General features: G+C 74.0%; 20 protein-coding genes. 13 read left to right on the top strand and 7 right to left on the bottom strand.

The features are described from left to right. Positions 1-113 precede the first annotated feature (113 nt). The 5 genes from CLV52_RS14115 to CLV52_RS14095 all read right to left on the bottom strand — a co-directional run bounded on the left by CLV52_RS14115 (position 114) and on the right by CLV52_RS14095 (position 4,752). The gene (locus CLV52_RS14115) at positions 114-707 is read right to left on the bottom strand and encodes a DNA-3-methyladenine glycosylase I (RefSeq protein WP_133767426.1); all 594 of its coding nucleotides are present in this window, start codon (positions 705-707) and stop codon (positions 114-116) included. Positions 708-822: 115 nt separating this feature from the next. Next, positions 823-1,269: a TspO/MBR family protein gene (locus CLV52_RS14110; RefSeq protein WP_281276094.1), complete on the bottom strand. Its 447-nt coding sequence runs from the start codon at positions 1,267-1,269 to the stop codon at positions 823-825. A 150-nt stretch (positions 1,270-1,419) separates the two neighbouring features. Continuing rightward, on the bottom strand, positions 1,420-2,775 hold the full coding sequence (locus CLV52_RS14105) for an NAD(P)/FAD-dependent oxidoreductase (protein WP_133767009.1): 1,356 nt from the start codon (positions 2,773-2,775) through the stop codon (positions 1,420-1,422). Continuing rightward, entirely contained in the window at positions 2,772-4,184 is a 1,413-nt protein-coding gene (locus CLV52_RS14100) for an aspartate aminotransferase family protein (protein ID WP_133767008.1), read from the bottom strand. Before CLV52_RS14100 ends, CLV52_RS14105 begins: the two co-directional genes overlap by 4 nt. An 88-nt stretch (positions 4,185-4,272) precedes the next feature. Beyond that, on the bottom strand, positions 4,273-4,752 hold the full coding sequence (locus tag CLV52_RS14095) for an Lrp/AsnC family transcriptional regulator (protein ID WP_425455701.1): 480 nt from the start codon (positions 4,750-4,752) through the stop codon (positions 4,273-4,275). Positions 4,753-4,870: 118 nt separating this feature from the next. Between CLV52_RS14095 and CLV52_RS14090 the strand changes: the two genes are divergently transcribed. The 4 genes from CLV52_RS14090 (at position 4,871) to CLV52_RS14075 (ending at position 10,835) form a co-directional block, all read left to right on the top strand. Next, entirely contained in the window at positions 4,871-6,304 is a 1,434-nt protein-coding gene (locus CLV52_RS14090; RefSeq protein ID WP_133767006.1) for an aminobutyraldehyde dehydrogenase, read from the top strand. Between the two features lie 71 nt (positions 6,305-6,375). After that, positions 6,376-7,362, top strand: coding sequence for an FHA domain-containing protein (locus CLV52_RS14085; protein WP_133767005.1), 987 nt, complete (start codon positions 6,376-6,378; stop codon positions 7,360-7,362). A 43-nt stretch (positions 7,363-7,405) separates the two neighbouring features. Then, positions 7,406-8,200, top strand: coding sequence for a PP2C family protein-serine/threonine phosphatase (locus CLV52_RS14080; RefSeq protein ID WP_133767004.1), 795 nt, complete (start codon positions 7,406-7,408; stop codon positions 8,198-8,200). A 109-nt stretch (positions 8,201-8,309) separates the two neighbouring features. After that, on the top strand, positions 8,310-10,835 hold the full coding sequence (locus CLV52_RS14075; RefSeq protein WP_133767003.1) for an FtsK/SpoIIIE domain-containing protein: 2,526 nt from the start codon (positions 8,310-8,312) through the stop codon (positions 10,833-10,835). Between the two features lie 139 nt (positions 10,836-10,974). Here CLV52_RS14075 and gabT read toward each other — a convergent pair whose 3' ends face one another. Further along, positions 10,975-12,333 (bottom strand): 4-aminobutyrate--2-oxoglutarate transaminase, encoded by a 1,359-nt coding sequence (gene gabT / locus CLV52_RS14070; protein WP_246018151.1) that lies wholly within the window; start codon positions 12,331-12,333, stop codon positions 10,975-10,977. Between the two features lie 65 nt (positions 12,334-12,398). Here gabT and CLV52_RS14065 point away from each other — a divergent pair, with 65 nt between their 5' ends. From CLV52_RS14065 to ispG, 6 genes are all read left to right on the top strand, one after another. Then, complete coding sequence (locus CLV52_RS14065; RefSeq protein WP_162850860.1) at positions 12,399-13,406, top strand: FKBP-type peptidyl-prolyl cis-trans isomerase; 1,008 nt, start codon at positions 12,399-12,401, stop codon at positions 13,404-13,406. Between the two features lie 17 nt (positions 13,407-13,423). After that, positions 13,424-13,750: a hypothetical protein gene (locus CLV52_RS14060; RefSeq protein WP_246018150.1), complete on the top strand. Its 327-nt coding sequence runs from the start codon at positions 13,424-13,426 to the stop codon at positions 13,748-13,750. A gap of 14 nt (positions 13,751-13,764) precedes the next feature. Then, positions 13,765-14,229, top strand: a complete 465-nt coding sequence (locus CLV52_RS14055; protein WP_133767000.1) for an OsmC family protein — start codon at positions 13,765-13,767, stop codon at positions 14,227-14,229. Continuing rightward, positions 14,226-15,332, top strand: a complete 1,107-nt coding sequence (locus tag CLV52_RS14050; RefSeq protein ID WP_133766999.1) for a 1-deoxy-D-xylulose-5-phosphate reductoisomerase — start codon at positions 14,226-14,228, stop codon at positions 15,330-15,332. The genes CLV52_RS14055 and CLV52_RS14050 overlap by 4 nt, the downstream gene beginning before the upstream one ends. A 90-nt stretch (positions 15,333-15,422) precedes the next feature. After that, positions 15,423-16,838 carry a M50 family metallopeptidase gene (locus tag CLV52_RS14045; RefSeq protein ID WP_133766998.1) on the top strand — a complete coding sequence of 472 codons (1,416 nt, stop codon included), beginning with the start codon at positions 15,423-15,425 and terminating at the stop codon, positions 16,836-16,838. A gap of 79 nt (positions 16,839-16,917) precedes the next feature. Next, entirely contained in the window at positions 16,918-18,051 is a 1,134-nt protein-coding gene (ispG, locus tag CLV52_RS14040; RefSeq protein ID WP_133767424.1) for a flavodoxin-dependent (E)-4-hydroxy-3-methylbut-2-enyl-diphosphate synthase, read from the top strand. A gap of 47 nt (positions 18,052-18,098) precedes the next feature. Here ispG and CLV52_RS14035 read toward each other — a convergent pair whose 3' ends face one another. Then, positions 18,099-18,431 (bottom strand): cupin domain-containing protein, encoded by a 333-nt coding sequence (locus CLV52_RS14035; protein WP_133766997.1) that lies wholly within the window; start codon positions 18,429-18,431, stop codon positions 18,099-18,101. 257 nt (positions 18,432-18,688) lie between these two features. Here CLV52_RS14035 and CLV52_RS14030 point away from each other — a divergent pair, with 257 nt between their 5' ends. Genes CLV52_RS14030 through CLV52_RS14025 form a run of 3 tightly spaced genes read left to right on the top strand, consistent with a single transcriptional unit; the run spans position 18,689 to position 21,413 of the window. After that, complete coding sequence (locus CLV52_RS14030) at positions 18,689-20,452, top strand: proline--tRNA ligase (protein WP_133767423.1); 1,764 nt, start codon at positions 18,689-18,691, stop codon at positions 20,450-20,452. 2 nt (positions 20,453-20,454) lie between these two features. Next, the gene (locus CLV52_RS18485; RefSeq protein ID WP_162850859.1) at positions 20,455-20,619 is read left to right on the top strand and encodes a hypothetical protein; all 165 of its coding nucleotides are present in this window, start codon (positions 20,455-20,457) and stop codon (positions 20,617-20,619) included. After that, on the top strand, positions 20,616-21,413 hold the full coding sequence (locus CLV52_RS14025) for an HAD family hydrolase (protein WP_133766996.1): 798 nt from the start codon (positions 20,616-20,618) through the stop codon (positions 21,411-21,413). Before CLV52_RS18485 ends, CLV52_RS14025 begins: the two co-directional genes overlap by 4 nt. Positions 21,414-21,418: the final 5 nt, after the last annotated feature.

Genomic DNA, 21,418 nt, shown 5'->3' with positions numbered 1-21,418 from the left:
GTGGCGGCGCGGGGCGGGACGACCGCAAGACGGGCGTGATGCGACGAAACGGGCGTCCGAACACGCCCGCCTCGTCGCATCACGCCCGCCTTCGATCGGGGTGGGGCGAGGCGTCAGCGATGCTCGGCGCGCCAGCAGCCGGCCACGTGGTCGTCGACGACCCCGGCCGACTGCATCAGGGCGTAGATCGTCGTCGGCCCGACGAAGCGGAGGCCCTCGCGCTTGAGGGCCTTCGCGAGCGCCTTCGACGCGCTCGTCGCCGCCGGGATGTCCGTGTAGTCCGCGGGCGGCACGTGCTCCGCCGCGGCCGCCGGCTGGAACGACCAGATCAGCCGGTCGAGCGCGCCCTCGCCGTCGCGGTCGGCGAGCGCCGACACCGCCCTCGCGTTGTCGATCGCCGCCTCGATCTTCTTCCGGTTCCGGACGATGCCCGCGTCCTGCAGCAGGCGCTCGACGTCGTCCTCCCCGAACGCGGCGACGGCGGCCGGATCGAAGCCGACGAACGCCTCGCGGAACGCGGGTCGCTTGCGGAGGATCACGATCCACGAGAGGCCGCTCTGGAACCCCTCCAGGGTGAGCTTCTCGTAGAGGGCGCGGTCGCCGTGGAGCGGGACGCCCCACTCGTCGTCGTGGTACGCGCTGTACAGGTCGCCGGTCGCCCAGGCGCAGCGCGCGCGGCCGTCGGGCCCGGTCACGGCGTTCATCATCCGGAGGGTAGTGGGAGCGGGGAGCACGCAGGGACCGTACGGTCGGGCCCGCCGGCGGCACCGCGCCGCATGCCCGCAGCGCCGGATCCCGGGCTGTGGAGGAGCGGAACGCCGGTCAGTTCAGGGAGCTGAGCACCGCGTCGCCCCAGTTCAGCGTGCTCGCGTAGAGGATCCACGCGAGGTAGGGGACGAGCAGGAGCGCGGCCGGGCGGGAGACGCGCCAGGCGGTGGCGATCGTGGCCGTGACGAGGAGGTCGAGCAGCACGATGATCGCGACGCCGATCCACAGCGCCGTCGTCCCGATCAGCGGATAGCCGCCGAAGAACACCGGCGTCCAGAGCGCGTTCACGACGAGCTGCGTGACGTAGAGGCCGAGCGCCCCCCGGGCCCGGCGCAGCCACAGCAGCCAGCCGGACACCGCCATGAGCAGGTAGAGCACGCTCCAGACGACGCCGAACGCCCAGTTGGGCGGCGTCCAGGTGACGTGCCGCGCGTCGGCGTACCAGCCGTCCACGCCGGCGACGGACACGAGGCTGCCGAAGGCCGCGACGGCGACCGCGATCAGGACGAAGACGCCGAGGACGCCGAGATCGGGTCGCGTGACGCGGCGCCGGGCCCGCTGGGGCTCCGGACGGCGGACGGACGTCGTGTAGGACAGATGGGACCCCTTCGTCCCCGCAAGCCTACGGGCGCGCGCCGACAGCGCTCGGGTTCACTCGCGGCCGAGCCGCCCGGCGATCGCGGCGATGCGGGACGGGCGCCCGAGCAGCCGCTCCTCCGCGTCCGCCACCGACAGGGAGCCGATGACCGCGTTCACCCCGGCCATCCGCAGCGGTTCGGGCTCCCACCGCGGCGGCCGCTTGCCGACCCACGGGAGCGCGGTGAGGGGCGTGCGGCGATCTGTGACCAGGTCCGCGACCGTCCGTCCCGCGAGGTTCGCGGTGGCGACTCCGTCGCCGACGTAGCCGCCCGCGACCACGACCCGTCCGCCCGCGAGCGGTGAGACGAACGCGTGCCAGTCGCGCGGTACGCCGAGCGGGCCGCCCCAGCGGTGCGTGACGCGCGCCCCGGCCGCCGCGGGGAAGAGCGCGGCGAGCTCGCGCTCGAGGTGCCGGTGCACGACGGCCGACCGGTCGTACGCCGGCCGGATCGCGCTGCCGAGGTGGTAGCGGGCGCCGCGGCCGCCGAAGACGAGCCGGTCGTCGGCGGTGCGCTGGCCGTAGACGAGGTTGTGGCGGAAGTCGGTGACGGTCGCGCCCCGGGGCAGGCCGATCGCGGCCCAGACGGATCCGGGCAGCGGCTCCGTGGCGAGCACGAGCGAGTAGAGCGGGAGGATCCGGCGGCCGACGCCGGGCAGCTCCGACCCCCACGCCTCCGTCGCCACGACGACCCGGTCGGCGACGACGGTGCCCTCGGTGGTCGTCACCCGGCCGGGCTCCAGGCCGGTCACGTGCGTGCGCTCGAAGACGCGGGTGCCGCGCTCCTCCGCCGCACGCGCGAGGCCGCGGACGAGCTTCCCGGGGTGGACGCTCGCGCACGCCTCGGTCCAGAGCGTCTCGCCGAGCGCGGGGTCGCTGCGGCGCTCGGGCACGGGCTGCCCGGCCTCCTCCGCCTCGCGCTGCTCCGCGGCCGCCGCGCGGTCCGCGAGCCCGGACCGGACGAGTGCGAAGGTGCCCTGCCGGTCGTAGTCGCAGTCGATGCCGAGCGCGCCGGCGGCGCGGCCGACCTCCGCCACCGTGTCGAGCATCGCCGCCGACATCGCCCGGGCGGCGGCGTCGCCGTGCCGGCGCGCCAGCTCGGCCGGGCCGACCGGGAAGAGCGCGGAGACCCAGCCGCCGTTGCGGCCCGACGCGCCGAAGCCGGCGAACTCGCGCTCGACGACGACGACCCGGGCGTCGGGCTCGCGCTCGAGCACCGACACCGCGGTCCAGAGCCCCGTGAAGCCCGCTCCGACGATGCAGACGTCCGCCGCGACGTCACCGGGCAGGGTCGCGCGGGGCGCGAGGTCGTCGAACCCCGTCGCCGCGAGGTCGTCGAGCCAGAAGGAGACCGACCTCGGGTCCGTCACAGGTGCGACCACGCCTCGGTGAGGACGCCGCGCAGGATCGACTCGATCTCGTCGAACTCCCGCTCGCCGATCGTGAGCGGCGGCGCGAGCTGGATGACGGGGTCGCCGCGGTCGTCGGCGCGGCAGTACAGGCCCGCGTCGAACAGCGCCGAGGACAGGAAGCCTCGGAGCAGGCGCTCGGACTCGTCGTCGTCGAAGGTCTCCTTCGTCGCCTTGTCCTTCACGAGCTCGATGCCGAAGAAGTAGCCGTCGCCGCGCACGTCGCCGACGATAGGGAGGTCTTTCAGGCGCTCGAGCGCGGCGCGGAACAGCGGGCTCTTCTCGCGGACCCGTTCGTTCAGCCCCTCCTCCTCGAAGATCGCGAGGTTCTCGAGCGCGACCGCCGCGGACACCGGGTGCCCGGCGAACGTGTAGCCGTGGGCGAAGCTCGTCGAGCCGTGCGAGAACGGCTCGTAGATCCGCTCCGACACGATCGTCGCGCCGATGGGGGAGTAGCCGGAGGTCATCGCCTTCGCGCACGTGATCATGTCCGGCCGGTAGCCGAAGACGTCGGCCGCGAAGGTCGAGCCGATCCGGCCGAACGCGCAGATGACCTCGTCGGACACGAGCAGCACGTCGTGCCGGTCGCAGATCTCGCGCACCCGCTGGAAGTATCCGGGCGGGGGCGGGAAGCAGCCGCCGGAGTTCTGCACCGGCTCGAGGAAGACGGCCGCGACGGTCTCCGGCCCCTCGAGCAGGATCTGCTGCTCGATGCGGTCCGCGGCCCAGCGGCCGAACGCCTCGAGGTCGTCGGTCGGGCCGCCGGCCTCCTCCGCGCGGTAGAAGTTCGTGTTCGGCACGCGGAAGCTGCCGGCGGGCAGCGGCTCGAACGGCGCCTTCATGCCCGGCAGTCCGGTGATCGCGAGCGCGCCGTGCGGGGTGCCGTGGTAGGCGTACTGCCGCGAGATGACCTTGTACTTGCTCGGTTTGCCGATGAGCTTGAAGTACTGCTTCGCGAGCTTGTACGCGGTCTCGACCGCCTCGCCGCCGCCGGTGGAGAAGAACACGCGGTTCAGGTCGCCGGGCGCCGCGAGCGCGAGCCGTTCGGCGAGCTCGATCGCCGCCGGGTGGGCGTAGGACCAGATGGGGAAGAAGGCGAGCTGCTCCGCCTGCTTCGCCGCCGCCTCCGCGAGCCGACGGCGGCCGTGCCCGGCGTTGACGACGAACAGCCCGGACAGGCCGTCGATGTAGCGCTTGCCCGCGGCGTCCCAGATGTGGTGGCCCTCGCCCTTCACGATGACGGGCACGCCGTGCTCCGCCATCGCGCTCTGGCGGGAGAAGTGCAGCCAGAGGTGGTCCTTCGCCTTCCGCTGCAGGTCGGCGTCGACCGCCGGCGCGGGATCCGGCACGAGCTGGTCGGTGACGGTCATGGTGTCTCCTCCTCGTACGGGTTCACGGATACGGAGATCCGGGACGCTGCGCGCCGCGGATCTCCGTATCCGTGAACCGGGGCGGCTCTCATCGGACGCCCCAGTGGTAGGCCTGCTTGCGGAGCTGGAGGTAGACGAACGTCTCCGTCGCCGTCACCCCCGGCGTCCGCCGGATCTCGCCGTTCAGCAGCTCGATGAGGTCGTCGTCGTTCTCGCACACGACCTCGGCGAGCAGGTCGAAGGTGCCCGCCGTCATGACCACGTAGTCGACGGCGGAGATCTCAGCCAGGCGGTCCGCGACCTCCCGCACGTCCCCGGAGACGCGGACGCCGATCATCGCCTGGCGGGTGAAGCCGAGCTGCATCGGGTCGGTGACGGCGACGATCTGCATCACGCCCGCTTCGGTGAGGCGCTGGACGCGCTGCCGCACCGCCGCCTCCGAGAGGCCGACGTGCTTGCCGATGTCGGCGTACGACCGTCGCCCGTCCTCCTGCAGCTGGTCGACGATCGCCTTCGAGACGTCGTCGAGGTGCAGGGGCAGGGCTCGGTCGCGTGCGCGGGACGTCACGACGGTCGAGTCTGGCAGGACGGAGCGCATTCCGCCACCGGATCCGTCGTTCCGAACCCTCTCGACCAACGGAATCCGCCGTCGCGGCGGTCGGAGACGGAGCACTAGGTTCGTGCCCATGACGGGAACCGCGACCCTCGGCAACTTCATCGGCGGCGAGCTGCAGGAGGGCGGCCCGGGCACGATCGACCTCGTCTCGCCGGTGACGGAGGAGGTGTACGGCACCTCGGTCGACTCCGGACCGGAGCAGGTGGACGTCGCCTTCGCCGCCGCGAAGGCGGCCTTCGGCGGCTGGCGCGACGCGACGCCGTCCGAGCGGCAGCTCGCGCTGATCCGGATCGCCGACGCGATGGAGGCGCGCGCCGACGAGTTCGCGGCGCTCGAGTCGCGGGACACCGGCAAGCCGCTCGGCAGCCTGGTGCAGGACGAGATCCTCCCGTCCGTCGACCAGATCCGGTTCTTCGCGGGAGCGGCCCGCAACCTCGAGGGGCTGAGCGCCGGCGAGTACCTGAAGGACCACACCTCCTTCATCCGGCGCGAACCGGTCGGCGTGATCGGTCAGGTCACGCCCTGGAACTACCCGCTGAACATGGCGACGTGGAAGTTCGCCCCCGCGATCGCGGCCGGCAACACGATCGTGCTGAAGCCCTCGGAGACGACGCCGTCGTCGACCCTGCTGCTCGCGGAGGTCGCCGCGGAGTTCCTGCCAGCGGGCGTGCTCAACGTGATCACGGGCGGGCGCGAGACCGGCGCCGCCATGGTCGACCACCGCACGCCCGCCATGATCTCGATCACCGGGTCGGTCCGGGCCGGGATGGCGGTCGCGAGGGCGGCCTCCGGCGACCTGAAGCGCGTCCACCTCGAGCTGGGCGGCAAGGCGCCCGTCATCGTCTTCGACGACGCCGACCTCGAGGCGGCCGCGGCCGGGATCGTCGCCGCGGGGTACTTCAACGCGGGGCAGGACTGCACCGCCGCGACGCGCATCCTCGTGCAGGAGGGCGTCCACGACGAGTTCGTGGCGGCGCTCGCGGAGGAGGCGAGGACGCACGCGACGACCGGCGCGCCGGACGAGGACGTGATGTACGGGCCGGTGAACAATGCCGACCAGTTCGCGCGCGTGGCCGGCTTCGTCGACCGCCTGCCCGACCACGCGCGCGTCGAGACGGGCGGGCGCCGCCACGGCGCCACCGGCTACTTCTGGGACGCCACGATCGTGTCGAACCTGCGGCAGGACGACGAGGCCGTGCAGCAGGAGATCTTCGGCCCGGTGCAGACCGTGCAGCGCTTCCGCGACGAGGCCCAGGCGATCGAGTGGGCGAACGACGTGCAGTACGGCCTCGCGTCCTCGGTCTGGACGACGGATCACGGGACGGCGATGCGGGTGTCACGCGCGCTCGACTTCGGCTGCGTGTGGATCAACACCCACATCCCGATCGTCGCGGAGATGCCGCACGGCGGCTTCAAGCACTCCGGCTACGGCAAGGACCTCTCGGCCTACGGCTTCGAGGACTACACTCGCCTGAAGCACGTCATGTCCTACATCGGAGCCTGAGCGCGCGGTCGCGGCGCCGTTCCGAGGGGCCGACGGGCGGCACGCACGGCAGTGATGGGGGACGGCTTCACGTGGTGGCAGGCGCCTTCTACTCGGCAGAGGTCCCCGGACCCGGCGCCGACTGGCGACTGCTCGTCACGGATCGGTTCCTCGGCGCCTTCGGGCCCGCCACGACCGTCTCGACGATGAGCAACCTCTGGCGCATCGCCGCGGACGAGACGCTCGGCCTCGACGCGCTCGTCGCGGCCATCCCGGCGCGCGGCGTCTCCGTCGTCGACTCCTACGCGATCGCGGCGCTCGGCCGCACGACCACGTTCGTGGTCCGCGGCGGCGGCTGCGCCGACGTGTCGGTCGGTGGTCGCGTGCGCCGCGTCGACGCGCGCGGCTCCGAGCCCTGGTACGTGGCCGAGCTGACCGGGGTCGAGCGGTTCGCCCTCGGGCCGCTGCAGCGGTCGCCGGGCGACCTGTCGCAGCAGCCGGGGGACCTGCCGATCGACGGCGGCGTCGTGTTCGGGCCGTGGCTCGGGTGGTCCGCCGAGACGGCCGCCGCCCCGCCGCGCTCGCAGCCGACGCCCGTGCAGCAGCCCCCCGCGCCGCCATTGGCCTCCCTCGACCCGCACGACACGAACGTGCTCGGGGACCTCGGGCGGCGCGCCGCCTCCCTCCGCCGCCACCGCGGGGAGCCGCCGCCCACGGCGCCGACGCCGGAGACCGAGATCGCGGCCGCGTTCCGCCTCGGCGACCGCGCGCCCGAGCGGGTCGACGCGCCCGTCTACGTCGGGCGCCAGCCGCGCAGCCCGCGCATCACCGGCGGCATCCTGCCGCGCCTCGTGCGGGTCGACAGCCCGAGCCGTGAGGTGTCCGCGACGCACATCGAGCTGCGGCCGACGCACCAGGGCCTCGTGCTCACCGACCTGGAGTCGACGAACGGCACCGTGGTCCGCCAGCCGGGCACGGGCGTGCGCCGCCTCGAGTCGGGCGAGTCCCTGGCGGTCGTTCCGGGTACGCTCATCGACATCGGTGACGGGAACGTCATCGAGATACTCGCCTACCGCTGACCGGCCGAACGTCGCGGCCGACCGCGAAGGAGCAGGCCGCACGGTGACGGAGATCGGAACGAGCAGCGGCCCTCGCCGCATCGCGCTGCCCGAGGGCGCGGGTGCGGTGGTCCTCTCCTGGGGCGTCGCGACCGACGTCGGCCACCGCCGGCAGATGAACGAGGACAGCTACATCGCCGTCCCGCCGATCTTCGCCGTCGCGGACGGCATGGGCGGTCACGCTGCCGGCGACCTGGCCAGCGACGCCGTGGTGAACCGGCTGCAGACGGCCGCGAAGGACGGCTTCGTGACCCCGGCGGCGATCGGGCTCGCGCTCGCGCAGGCCTCCCACGACATCGCGCACCTCGACGGGACGGCGCTGACCGGCGCGGGCACCACGGTCACCGGCGTCGCGCTCACGGTGTCCGGCGACGACCCCTACTTCGCCGTGTTCAACGTCGGCGACTCCCGGGTGTACCGCTGGTTCGAGGGCGAGTTCGAGCAGGTCACCGTCGACCACTCCGTGGTGCAGGAGCTCGTGGACGCCGGTGCGATCACGCGCAGCCAGGCGGAGACGCACCCGGACAGCAACGTCATCACCCGAGCGGTCGGGTTCAACGAGCCGCCCATGCCCGACTACTGGATGCTGCCGGTCGAGCCGGGCGTGCGGATGCTCGCCTGCTCCGACGGGCTGACGAAGGAGGTGGGCGAGGAGCGGATCCAGGCCCTCGTCTCCGCCGGGTCGCCCGCCGAGGCGACCGCGCAGGCCCTCGTCCGCGAGGCGCTCGAGGCCGGCGGCCGGGACAACGTGACCGTCGTGGTCGTCGACGTCGTCGAGCTGGAGCCCGCCCGCTCCTGATCCCTCCCGGATGCGCACCGCTTCCGCGGAGCCGGGGGCAGGGCCGGTGCGCCGTCCCTCCACAGGCCGGTCGCGTGCGGCGGGGGCGGGGAGGCGGCACCCTGCCCGGGTGACCGACCGACTCGCGCTGCCGGCGAGGCCCGCGCCGCCCGATCCGCCGCCGTTCCCCGTCGTCGGGGTGATCGCGCCCGTCGTGCTCGCCGTCGGCCTGTTCGTGGTGCTCGGGACGCCGACGGTCCTGCTGCTCGCGGTCTTCAGCCCGGTGCTCGCGATCGCGGCGGTCCTCGACGGCCGACTCCAGCTGCGTCGGCGCCGGCGGCGCGACGACGGCGCGCAGGCGGCTGCGCTCGGGGAGGTGGAGCGCGAGCTCGCGGTGCGCCGCGCCGCCGCCGTGGTCGCAGCGCACGCGGAGCACCCGTCGCCCGCGGTGCTCGCGGCCGATCCGGCCGCGTGGGCGGGCCGGCCGCCGTCCGGGCGCCTCGTGCTCGGCACCGCCGACGACCCGTGTCCGCCGATGGTCGCGGGCGTCGCCGTGGACGAACGCGGCCGGGCGCTGCTCGCGGCCGGTGCCGTGCTGCCCGATGCGCCCTTCACCGTCCCGTCCGGCACGGGCGTCGCCGTCGCGGGACCCGCGCCGCTCGCCGACGCCTTCGCGCGGGCAGTGGGCGTGGCGCGCCTCCGCGGCGCCGGCAGCGCGACCGGAGCGGCCGTGCTCGCGTCGACCGCCGGCGCCGGCGCCGACCTCGTCGTCGAGCTCGCCGCCGACGCCACCGGGCGGGTGGTCCACGCCAGCGGACCGGCCGAGGGACTCGCCGGCAGGGCGTTCCGGCCCGCCCTCCTGACCCGGGAGGCGCACGCCACGGCCGTCGACCGGGGCGGCGAGGCGTCGCTCGGCGACCTGCTCGCGGAGCCCGCGACCGGCGGGCTCGCTGCCCGCTTCCTGCTCGGCCCCGACGGTCCGATCGACCTCGACCTCGTCGCCGACGGGCCGCACGCGGCGGTCGGCGGGACGACGGGGAGCGGCAAGAGCGCACTGCTCACCGCCTGGATCCTGGCGCTCGCGGCCGCGCACCCGCCCGAGCGGCTCGTCCTGCTGCTCGTCGACTGCAAGGGCGGCGCGACCTTCGATCCGCTCGCTCACCTCCCGCACGTCGCGGGCGTCGTCACGGACCTGGACGCGGAGGAGGCGGAGCGCGCGGTCGCGAGCCTCGGCGCCGAGCTCCGGCGCCGGGAGCGGGCGGTCCGCGATGCGGGCGCCCAGGACGTGAGCGCGACCGGGCTGCCGCGGCTCGTCGTCGTGGTCGACGAGTACCGCGCGCTCGTCGACCGGGCGCCGGACCTCGCCGCGCTCTTCGCGGATCTCGCCGCGCGGGGCCGGTCGCTCGGCGTCCACCTCGTGCTCTGCACCCAGCGGCCCGCGGGCAGCGTCCGCGACGACGTGCTCGCGAACTGCCCGATCCGGATCTCCCTCCGCGTGCACGACCCGGCGGACAGCCGCGCGCTCGTGGGCACGGACGCCGCCGCGCACCTCGGGCGGGAGCCGATCGGCGGCGCGGTCCTCGTGACCGACCGGCCCGTCCGGGTCCGGGTCGCCGGGGTGCAGGACGCGGTCGTCCGCCGAGCCGTCGCCGCCGCGGCGGCCGTCGCACCGGAGCGGCGGGCGGCCGCGCCGTGGCTGCCGCCGCTGCCGGCGCGGGTGCCGCTCGCGGCGCTGCCGACGCCGCCCGCGCCGCTCGTGGCGCTCGGACTGACCGACCTGCCGGAGGAGCAGCGCCAGCCGGTGCTCGCCTGGGATCCCGTCGCGCAGCCGCGCCTGCTCGTCGTGGGGGACCCGGGGTCCGGCCGCACGACCGCCCTCGCGGCGGCGGCGACCGGGCTCGCGGCCGCGCCGGTCGCCGCGGACCCCGCCGAGCTCTGGGACCGGCTCGAGCGGTCGGGCGAGCCGCTGCTCGTCGACGACCTCGACCACCTGCTCGACCGGCTCGGCGACGCGCATCGCTCCGCGGCGATCGAGCGCCTCGCCGCCCGCCTCCGCGACCCGGCGGCCGCACCGACGGTCGTCACGGCCCGCGGCCCGTCCGCCTGGGCCGGGCTGCCCCTCCGGGCGGTGACGGGGCTCTTCGACGAGACGGTGCTGCTCGCGCTCGGGCTCGACGACCACCTCGCGCTCGGCGGTGCGCGCAGCACCTGGACGTCCCGACTCGGTCCGGGCCGCGGCTGGTGCGGCGGGGCCCGCGTGCAGCTGGCGCTCGCGCCGGTCGTGCCGGCGGCACCCGTGGCCGTCCCGCCGCCGCTGCCCGACGGGCCGGTCGTCGTCGTGTCGGCGAGGCCGAAGCTGCGCGCCGCGCAGCTCGCCGCCGCCGGCCGGGCGGTGCTCGACGCGCAGGACGTCGATCCCGACGTCGAGCCGGGCCCGCGGTCGGCCGTGATCGGCTCCCCGGCGGACTGGCAGACGGCGTGGCGGGCGCTCGGCGCGCTGCGGCGGACCGCAGCCGTCGTGGTGGACGGCTGCGGCGCCGCCGAGGTCCGCACGCTCCTCGGTGCGGCGCCGGTGCTGCCGCCCGTCGGCCAACCGGACGACGCGGTCCTCCTGCCGCCCGAGGCGGCGCCTCACCGCGTCCGCCTTCCGCGTTGATCCGCCCGGTCGGCGAGGGAGCACATCAGCAGGAAGCGCGTCCCTCAGCAGGAAGGAATCGCACGATCCTTCCTGCTGAAGCGCCTGGTTCCTGCTGACGTGCTCGCGGGTTCCTGCTGACGTGCTCCGGGCGCGTGCGTCAGAGCTGCGCGAGGGCCTCCCGCAGCACGGACACCGCGTCGTCGAGCTGCTCGTCCGTGATGACGAGGCTCGGCAGGAAGCGGATGACGTTGCCCCACGTGCCGGCGGTGAGGATCAGCACGCCGTGCTGCGCGGCGTAGTCGGCGATGCGCTTGACGGCGGCGGCGTTCGGCACCTTCGTGGTGTCCCGGGTGCCGGACTCGACGAGCTCGATCGCCAGCATCGCGCCGCGACCGCGCACGTCGCCGATCACGTCGAACTCCTCGGCGAGCCCCTCGAGCGCCGGGCGGAGGTGCGCCTCGATGCGGCGGCCCGCGGCCAGCAGGCCCTGCTGCTCGATCTGCTCGATCACCGCGACCGCCGCGGCGGCCGCGACCGGGTTGCCGCCGAAGGTGCCGCCCAGGCCGCCGGGCTGTGCCGCGTCCATGATCTCCGCGCGCCCGGTGACGCCGGCGAGGGGCAGACCGCCCGCGATGCCCTTCGCGAAGAACACGAGGTCCGGCACGAAGCCGAAGTGCTCGCTCGCGAACCAGGCGCCCGTGCGGCCCATGCCGCTCTGGATCTCGTCCGCGGCGATGACGACGCCGTTCGCGTTCGCCCAGCGCTGCAGCGCGGCGAGGTAGCCGTCCGCGGGGGTGTGGAACCCGCCCTCGCCCTGGATCGGCTCGACGACCAGGATCGCCAGGTCCTCGGCGCCGACGTGCTTCTCCAGGTACCCGATCGTGCGGGCGGCCGCCTCCTCGCCGGTGAGGCCGTCGCGGAAGGGGTAGGAGCTGGGCGCGTGGTAGACGTCGCCGGGGAAGGGCCCGAAGCCGGCGCCGTACGGCATCGCCTTGTAGTTCATCGCCATCGTGAGGCTCGTGCGGCCGTGGTACCCGTGCTCGAGCACGGCCACGCCGCGGCGGCGGGTGGCCTTGCGGGCGATCTTCACGCCGTTCTCGACCGCCTCGGCGCCGGAGTTGACCAGGACGGTCTTCTTCGCGAAGTCGCCGGGCGTGCGCGCCGCGACGAGCTCCGCGACCTGCACGTACGACTCGTAGGGCGTGATCGTGAAGAGCGTGTGGAGGAAGTCGCCGAGCTGCGCCTTCGCCGCCGCCACCACGGCGTCGTCCGTGTGGCCGATCGTCGTCACGCCGATGCCGGCACCGAGGTCGAGGAAGCGGTTGCCGTCGACGTCCTCGATCACGGCGCCGTGCGCGCGCGTGATGTAGACGGGCAGCGTGCTCGAGACGCCGACGGGCACCGCGGCGAGTCGGCGCTCGTGCAGCGCGAGCGATCGCGGTCCGGGCACCTCCGTCACGATCCTCCGCCCGGTGAAGGCGTCGTCGGCGGTGGGCGAGGGCAGTACGGATGTCACGGGCACAGTCTAAGAACTCGGGTGTCCCGCACTCGAGGGGTCCCGGGATGCCTGAGGATGCTCCGGTGCACCTTCCGCGTCGGATCCTGCCCGCTCTCGTGGCGATGAGCGGCATCGCCCTCCTCGCCGGCTGCTCGACGGCCGCGCCGAAGGCGTCCCCGTCGCCCTCGTCGTCGGCCTCCGCGTCGACGGCGACGTCGACCGCGCCGCTCGCGTGCCCGGCCTCGGGGTCCGCTTCCGACGCCGTGAAGGTGACGGCGTCGAAGAGCGGTGCGCCGAAGGTGACCTTCCCGACGCCGACCACGGTGTCGTCGACGCAGCGCTCGACGATCGAGTCCGGCAGCGGCGCGGAGGCGAAGCAGGGCGACAGCGTCACGCTCGCCTACTCCATGTACGACGCGAAGAGCGGCAAGGAGATCGACAGCCGCGGCTGGTCCTCGAGCAGCAGGCAGGTCTTCCCCGTCGACGGGGCGCAGGTGCTCCCGGGCTTCGCGGAGGCGGTCGTCTGCGCGAAGGAGGGCGACCTCGTCGCGACCGTCATCCCGGCGTCGAAGGCCTTCGGCACCGCGGGCTCGGAGCAGATCGGGGTCGCCGGCGGCGACTCGATCGTGTTCGTCGCGAAGATCTACGGCCACTCGCCGACGAAGGCGACCGGCGCCGCGAAGGCGCTGCCGTCCGGATTCCCGAAGGTGACCCTCGCCGCGAACGGCGCGCCGACCGTGAAGATCCCCGCGACCGATCCGCCGAAGGAGCTGAAGATCGCGGCGAGCAAGGTCGGCACCGGGCAGACGGTGAAGAGCGGCGACTCCGTGACCGTGCAGTACCAGGGTGTGCTGTGGCGGACGGGCGAGATCTTCGACCAGTCGTGGGGCAAGAGCCCGACCACGTTCGCCACGACGCAGGTCGTGAAGGGCTTCGGCGACGCGCTCGTCGGGCAGAAGGTCGGCTCGCAGGTGGTCGCGATCATCCCGCCGAAGGACGGCTACGGCACGACCGGCAGCCAGGACGGGACGATCAAGGGCACCGACACCATGGTGTTCGTCATCGACATCCTCGCCGACTCCCGCGGCTGACGGTCCACGATGGGGTCGTGGACCACATCAGGGACGACGGCGAGCTGCTCGGCCGGATCGAGCGGCACGGCGACGGGTGGGTCGCGCTCGACCGGCTCGGCCGCCGCGTGACGGGCACGACCGACCTCGCCGAGGCGGAGGCGGCGCTCGAGGAGCTCGGCCTCGGCTACCTCGCCGAGCGCTGGGAGCTCGAGACCGAGGACGGCTCGGTGCAGCCGGTCCGCATCGTCGAGGTCGGGCCCGAGCGGGTGCGGGTGAAGCTGGAGGACTTCGGCGCGATCGATGGACCGCGCCGCCTCTGGGACCTCCCGAACCCGGCGCCGCCGACCCTGCGGCAGCGCTGACCTACGCTCGACGGGTGGCATCGCAGCACGCGTACGCGCTGAGCGCGGAATGGACCGGGAACGCCGGCTCCGGCACGAGCGGGTACCGCGACTACGGCCGGAACGTCGTGCTGCGGATCGGCGGCAAGCCCGACCTCCTCGCGAGCGCGGACCGCCCCTTCCGCGGCGACGCCGACCGGTGGAACCCGGAGGAGCTGCTCCTCGCCGCCCTCAGCGAGTGCCACCTGCTGTCCTACCTGCACGTCGCCGTCAAGCACGGGGTCGTCGTGACGGGCTACACCGTCGAGGCGACGGGCTCGATGGTCGTGACCGACGACGACGCCGGGCACTTCACCCGGGTCGACCTGCACCCGCGCGTGGTCCTGGCGGACGAGTCGCAGAGGGAGCTCGCCGACTCCCTCCACGCGGAGGCGAACCGGCTCTGCTTCATCGCGAACTCCGTGAACTTCCCCGTCCACCACGCGCCGGTGCAGCCGTGAGCGCCGGGTCGCGCGGTCGCCGCCGCGTGCTGCTGCTCGGGTCGACGGGCTCGATCGGCACGCAGACCCTCGACGTCGTCGCCGCGAACCCGGACCGGTTCGAGGTCGTCGGACTCGCCGCGGGACGGAACCGCGCGCTGCTCGACGAGCAGGCCGAGCGCTTCGGCGTCCGTGCGCTGGCGCAGGGGAGCCGGGACGCGGAGGCGCTCGTCCGCGACGTCGAGGCGGACGTGGTGGTCAACGGCATCACGGGCGCCGCGGGGCTCGGGCCGACGATCGCCGCCCTCGAGACGGACGCGGTGCTGGCGCTCGCCAACAAGGAGTCGCTGATCATCGGCGGCCCCGTGGTGAAGCCGATGATGGCGCCCGGCCGGGTCGTCCCGGTCGACAGCGAGCACTCCGCGATCGCCCAGTGCCTCGCCTCCGGCTCGCACGGCGAGGTCCGCCGGCTGGTCGTCACCGCCTCGGGCGGCCCGTTCCGCGGGAAGCGGAGGGAAGAGCTGAGGGCGGTGACGCCCGCGCAGGCGCTCGCGCACCCCACCTGGGACATGGGCCTCATGGTCACCACGAACTCCGCGACGCTCGTGAACAAGGGGCTCGAGGTCATCGAGGCGCACCTGCTGTTCGACGTCCCGTTCTCCGCGATCGACGTCGTGGTCCACCCGCAATCGGTCGTGCACTCGATGGTCGAGTTCGTCGACGGCGCGACGATCGCGCAGGCGTCGCCGCCGGACATGCGGCTGCCGATCTCGCTCGGACTCGACTGGCCGCACCGGGTGCCGGGGGTCGGGGCGCCGATCGACTGGACGCTCCCGCAGTCGTGGACGTTCGAACCGCTCGACGAGGACGCGTTCCCGGCCGTCGCGCTCGCGAAGGTCGTCGGCGCGGCGGGCGGCACCCGGCCGGCCGTGTTCAACGCCGCGAACGAGCAGGCCGTGAACGCGTTCCACGCGGGCCGGCTCGCCTTCCTCGACATCGTGCCCGTCATCGAGGCGGCGCTCGCCGCGGTGCCCGAGCCGGCGGGGGAGGTCGACCTCGACGCGGTACTCGAGGCCGACCGCCTCGCCCGGGAGGCCGCCGACCGGGTCATCGCCGCCGCCTGACCCGCCCGCATCGGCGATGCTCAGCGGGTTCATGGGGAGCACCGGCCGGGTCGCGTCGTCCTGATCGGCGCTGGACGTACCCTGTCCGCCGTGAACGAGCCCCTGCTGTACCTCGCCGGGGTCCTCGTGATCGCCGTCGGCGTGGTCCTCTCCATCGGCCTGCACGAGGTCGGGCACCTCGTGCCCGCGAAGCTGTTCGGCGTCCGGGTGACGCAGTACATGATCGGCTTCGGCCGGACCGTGTGGTCGCGGACCCGGGGCGAGACCGAGTACGGCCTGAAGGCGATCCCGCTCGGCGGGTACATCTCGATGGTCGGCATGTTCCCGCCGGCGAAGGCGGGCAGGCGCGGGCGGCTGTTCGAGGGGCGCCCCCCGGCCACCGTGGGCGAGGCCGTCGAGGGCGCGGTCGAGGAGGTCGAGGCGCCGTCCCGCGCCCGCACCGCGTCGACCGGGTTCTTCAACACGCTCGTCCAGGACGCGCGCGACACGAGCCAGGACCAGATCCAGCCGGGGGAGGAGCACCGCGCCTTCTACCGCCTCGCGGTCTGGAAGCGCGTCGTGATCATGCTCGGCGGGCCGACGGTCAACCTGATCCTCGGGGTGCTCTTCACCGGCATCCTGCTCATGGGGTTCGGCGTGCTCACGCCGACGACCACCGTCGCGTCGATCTCGCAGTGCATCGTGCCGGCCACGCAGACGCGGACCACCTGCACGCCGTCCGATCAGGCCGCGCCCGCCGCCGGCACCGCGTTGAAGCCCGGCGACCGCATCACGGCGATCGACGGCAGGCCCGTGCAGACGTGGGACGACGTGACCGGGATCATCCGGACGTCGGCCGGGAAGCGGATCGAGCTCACGGTCGCGGCGAAGGCGGGCGGCACCGAGCGCATCGCGATCACCCCCGCGACGAACACGATCCCGGTGACGAACGACGCCGGCGTCGTGCAGAAGGACGCCGGCGGGAGGATCCGCACGCGGACCGTCGGCTTCATCGGCATCACCTCGACGGAGGCGCTGCAGCAGCAGCCCGTCACCGCGGTCGTCCCCGCGGTGTGGAACAACGTCACCTCCGTCGCCGGCGTGATCGTCAACCTCCCCGCTCGGCTCGTCGGCGTCGCACAGGCGGCGTTCGGCACGGGCGAGCGGGACCCGAACGGGCCGATCAGCGTCGTCGGCGTGGGCCGCGTCGCCGGCGAGATCGCCGCGAGCCCGCAGATCACGATCACGTCGAAGATCGCGAGCCTCGTCGGCATCCTCGGCAGCCTCAACATCGCGCTGTTCGTGTTCAACCTCGTGCCGCTGCTGCCGCTCGACGGCGGGCACGTGATCGGCGCGCTGTGGGAGGGCCTGCGCCGCGGCGTCGCGCGGCTGCTCGGCCGCCGTGACCCGGGGCCCGTCGACACCGCGAAGCTGATGCCGCTCACGTTCGCGGTCGCGATCCTCCTGGGCGGGATGAGCCTGCTGCTCATCTACGCGGACATCGTCCACCCCATCTCGATCCTCTGAGCCGCTGCGCAGCTCGTTCACCCGGGCCGCGTAGCCTGGCGGACTGCAAGGAGGTGCCGTGCCCGCACTCAACATCGGCATGCCGAAGCCCGCTCCCGAGGTGCTCGCGCCGCGGCGGAAGTCCCGCCAGATCAAGGTCGGCAAGGTGCTGGTCGGCGGCGACGCCCCGGTCAGCGTCCAGTCCATGACGACGACCCCGACGCCGAACATCAACGCGACGCTGCAGCAGATCGCGGAGCTCACCGCGTCGGGCTGCGACATCGTCCGCGTCGCCGTCCCGTCGCGGGACGACGCGGAGGCGCTGCCGATCATCGCCAAGAAGAGCCAGATCCCCGTCATCGCGGACATCCACTTCCAGCCGAACTACGTGTACGCGGCGATCGACGCCGGCTGCGCCGCGGTGCGCGTGAACCCGGGCAACATCCGCAAGTTCGACGACCAGGTGAAGCAGATCGCCGAGCGCGCCAAGGCAGCCGGGGTCTCGATCCGCATCGGCGTGAACGCCGGCTCGCTCGACCCGCGGCTCCTCGAGAAGTACGGGAAGGCGACCCCGGAGGCGCTCGTCGAGAGCGCGGTGTGGGAGGCGAGCCTCTTCGAGGAGCACGACTTCCACGACTTCAAGATCTCGGTGAAGCACAACGACCCGATCGTGATGGTGAAGGCCTACCGGCTGCTCGCCGAGCGCGGCGACTGGCCGCTGCACCTCGGCGTGACCGAGGCCGGTCCGGCGTTCCAGGGCACGATCAAGTCGGCGACCGCGTTCGGCATCCTCCTGTCGGAGGGGATCGGCGACACGATCCGCGTCTCGCTGTCGGCGCCGCCGGTCGAGGAGGTCAAGGTCGGGCTGCAGATCCTGCAGTCGCTGAACCTCCGGGAGCGCAAGCTCGAGATCGTGTCGTGCCCGTCCTGCGGCCGCGCGCAGGTGGACGTCTACTCGCTCGCCGAGAACGTCACCGAGGGCCTCCAGGGGATGAGCGTCCCGCTGCGCGTCGCGGTCATGGGCTGCGTCGTCAACGGGCCCGGCGAGGCGCGCGAGGCGGACCTCGGCGTCGCCTCCGGTAACGGCAAGGGGCAGATCTTCGTGAAGGGCGAGGTCATCAAGACGGTGCCCGAGTCCGAGATCGTCGCGACGCTGATCGAGGAGGCGAACCGCATCGCCGACGAGATGGGTCCCGGCGCCGCGACCGGCACGCCGGAGGTCGTCACCGTCTGACCGGTTCCGCTGGTCGCCGGCGGGGCGGGTCGAGATCGGGGTCGGGGTCAGCGGACGACGTAGACCTTCCGGATCGGCTCCGTGATCGTCCAGCGGGTGCGGACGCCGGCGGCGAGCCGGAGCACCGTGCCCGCGGTCAGCTGCACGACCGCGCCCGTGTCGAGGTCCTCGACGCTGCCGCGGCCGGCGAGGATCACCGACACCTCGTCGGCTTCGACGTCCGTCGACACGCCCTCGGTGATCGTCCACACGCCGAACGAGCCGTCGCCGAAGTCGCCGAGATCCGTCGCACCGGCGAACTGCTCGCCCTCCGCGGTCCCGACGGGCTCGAGGTCGATCGCGACCGAGGACGCCGACCACACCGCCATGCCGGCGCTCACGGCCGCGGTCCTCGAGTGCTCCACCGGGCGGTCGTCGGCTCCGTCGTCATGGGCCCAGTCTGTCCCGAGCAGCGGCGCGCCGCCCCCGGACTGGGGCGGCGCGCCCCGGTCCGCGGACGGGCGTCCCGCCCTAGCCTGGCGGTCCAGCGCGGCCCGAACGCCCGCTCGCCCGGCCCCGATCGCCCGCCCGATCGGGGCCGTCGCACGCGTGGAACGGTTCCGGCCGATCAGTAGGCTGCTGGACCGTGGTCACGCGCATGAGCCGGTTGTTCCTCCGAACCCTCCGCGAGGACCCGTCGGACGCCGAGTTCCGCAACCACAAGCTGCTCGTCCGCGCCGGCTACATCCGCCGCGTCGCGCCCGGCGGCTTCGCCTGGCTGCCGCTCGGCCTGCGCGTCAAGGCGCGCATCGAGGCGATCATCCGCGAGGAGATGGAGGCCGCCGGGGCGCAGGAGGTCCACTTCCCGGCGCTGCTGCCCGTCGAGCCCTACAAGACGACGGGTCGCTACGACGAGTACGGCGACGACATCTTCACGCTGGAGGACCGGAAGGGCGTCGAGTACGTCCTCGCCCCGACGCACGAGGAGGCGTTCGCGCTGCTCGTGAAGGACCTGTACTCGTCGTACAAGGACCTGCCGCTGTCGATCTACCAGATCCAGGACAAGTTCCGGGACGAGGCGCGGCCCCGCGCCGGGCTCATGCGCGGCCGCGAGTTCACGATGAAGGACGCGTACTCGTTCGACGTCGACGACGAGGGGCTCGACGCCTCCTACGACCTGCAGCGGGCCGCGTACGAGCGGATCTTCGCGCGGCTCGGGCTCGAGTACGCCATCGTCTCGGCGCACGCCGGCGCGATGGGCGGGTCCCGCAGCGAGGAGTTCCTGCACCCGACGCCCATCGGCGACGACACGTTCGTGCGCTCCGCCGGCGGCTACGCCGCGAACGTCGAGGCGTTCCGCACGCTGGCGCCCGCGCCCCGCGAGGTCGCCGGGCAGGCGGCCGCGACCGCGTTCGACTCCCCGGACACCCCGACGATCGCGACGCTCGTCGACCTGCTGAACGAGCGGCACCCCCGCGAGGACGGCCGGCCCTGGGCCGCGGGCGACACCCTCAAGAACGTCGTCCTCGCCCTCACGCACACGAGCGGCGAGCGGGAGCTCGTCGTCGTCGGCATCCCCGGCGATCGCGAGGCCGACCTGAAGCGCGCCGAGGCGACGTTCTTCCCCGCGGCCGTCGACACGGCGACCGACGAGGACTTCGCGGCGCACCCCGAGCTCGTGAAGGGCTACATCGGCCCCTGGTCCGCCGCCGGCCCCGTGCTCGGCACCGAGTCGACGAGCGGCGTGCGGTTCCTCGTCGATCCCCGCGTCGTCGACGGCACCGCCTGGGTCACCGGGGCGAACGAGCCCGAGCGGCACGTGCTCTCGCTCGTGGCGGGCCGCGACTTCGTGGCGGACGGCGTCGCGGAGGTCGCTGAGGTCCGCGCCGGCGACCCCGCGCCCGACGGCTCCGGGCCGGTCGAGCTCGCGCGCGGCACCGAGCTCGGGCACGTCTTCGCGCTCGGCAGGAAGTACGCGGAGGCGCTGGGCCTGCAGGTCCTCGACCGCAACGGGAAGCTCGTCACCGTGACCATGGGCTCCTACGGCATCGGCGTGAGCCGCGTCATGGCGCTCATCGCGGAGTCGAACTCGGACGAGGCCGGGCTCGCCTGGCCGCGGTCCGTCGCCCCCTTCGACGTCGCCGTCGTGCCCGCGGGCAAGGACGAGGCCGTGTTCGAGGAGGCCGAGCGCATCGGCCGCGAGCTGGAGCTGCGCGGTGTCGACGTGCTCGTCGACGACCGCCGCCTCTCACCCGGCGTGAAGTTCAAGGACGCGGAGCTGATCGGCGTGCCGACGGTCGTGATCGTGGGCCGCGGGCTAGCGGAGGGTGTCGTCGAGGTGCTCGACCGCGCGTCGGGCGAGCGCACCCAGGAGCCGCTGACGACCGTCGTCGACCGGGTCGCCGCCGCCGTCCAGGGCTGACCGTGTCCCGCGTCCCGCCCGTCGTCTGGGCGGCGGTCCTCGTCGTCGCGGTCGTCGTGATCGCGATCGCGTTCGGGGCGCTCGACGCCCCGGCGCCGCGGCCGAGCTGCTCGCCGACGCCGTCCGCGTCCCCGGCGGTCTGCGCCACCACGACGCCGAGCGGATGAGGCGCGCCCCGCGCCTGGTCGCCACCGACCTCGACGGCACGCTGCTGCGGTCCGACGGCACGGTGTCCGCGCGGACCGCGGCGGTGCTCGCCGAGCTCGACGCCCGCGGCGTCCCCGTCGTGTTCGTGACGGCCCGCCCGATCCGCTGGATCGCCGAGCTCGCGGACGCGGTGGGCGGGCACGGGCTGGTCGTCTGCTCGAACGGCGCGGTGCTCCTCCACCTGCACCGCGAAGAGGTCGAGCTGGCCCGGACGATGCCCGCGCCCGTCGCCCTCGCCGCCGTCGCGGCGATCCGCGCCGCCGCTCCGGGCGCGGTGTTCGCCCTCGAGGGGCTCTCCGGGTTCGCGAAGGAGTCCGCGTTCGTCGAGCGGACGCCCGCGCCGCCCGGCTCACCGGTCGGGCCGGTCGAGGACCTCGTGCGGGAGGACGACGTCCTCAAGCTCATGGCGCGGAGCTCGCTGCCGCCGGACGCCTTCCGCGCCGTCGTGACGGCCGCCGTCCGGGATGCGGAGGTGACGGCGTCCGACCGCTCCGGACTCGTCGAGCTCAGCGCGGACGGGGTGACGAAGGCGTCGACCCTCGCGCTCCTCGCCGCGCGGCTCGACGTCGACCCGGTGGACGTCGTCGCCTTCGGCGACATGCCGAACGACGCGCCGATGCTCGCGTGGGCGGGACGGTCCTACGCGGTTGCGGATGCCCACCCGGCGGCGATCGCCGCGGCGGCGGGCCGGGCACCCGGCAACGACGACGACGGTGTCGCGCGGGTGCTCGCCGATCTCTTCGACCTCGGCTGAACCGG

The organism is Amnibacterium kyonggiense, from assembly GCF_004364555.1.
In the GTDB taxonomy this organism is placed as follows: Bacteria; Actinomycetota; Actinomycetes; order Actinomycetales; family Microbacteriaceae; genus Amnibacterium; species Amnibacterium kyonggiense.
The sequence above is the reverse complement of the archived record's forward strand: the minus strand, read 5'-3'. Positions and strand labels throughout refer to the sequence as shown.

What these genes read in the sequence shown, in the direction of transcription:
- CLV52_RS14090 (WP_133767006.1), top strand. Translation starts at nt 4,871, where the DNA reads ATGACGGGAACCGCGACCCTCGGCAACTTCATCGGCGGCGAGCTGCAG.
- CLV52_RS14115 (WP_133767426.1), bottom strand. Translation starts at nt 707, where the DNA reads ATGATGAACGCCGTGACCGGGCCCGACGGCCGCGCGCGCTGCGCCTGG.
- ispG (WP_133767424.1), top strand. Translation starts at nt 16,918, where the DNA reads ATGCCGAAGCCCGCTCCCGAGGTGCTCGCGCCGCGGCGGAAGTCCCGC.
- CLV52_RS14025 (WP_133766996.1), top strand. Translation starts at nt 20,616, where the DNA reads ATGAGGCGCGCCCCGCGCCTGGTCGCCACCGACCTCGACGGCACGCTG.
- CLV52_RS14030 (WP_133767423.1), top strand. Translation starts at nt 18,689, where the DNA reads ATGAGCCGGTTGTTCCTCCGAACCCTCCGCGAGGACCCGTCGGACGCC.
- CLV52_RS14100 (WP_133767008.1), bottom strand. Translation starts at nt 4,184, where the DNA reads ATGACCGTCACCGACCAGCTCGTGCCGGATCCCGCGCCGGCGGTCGAC.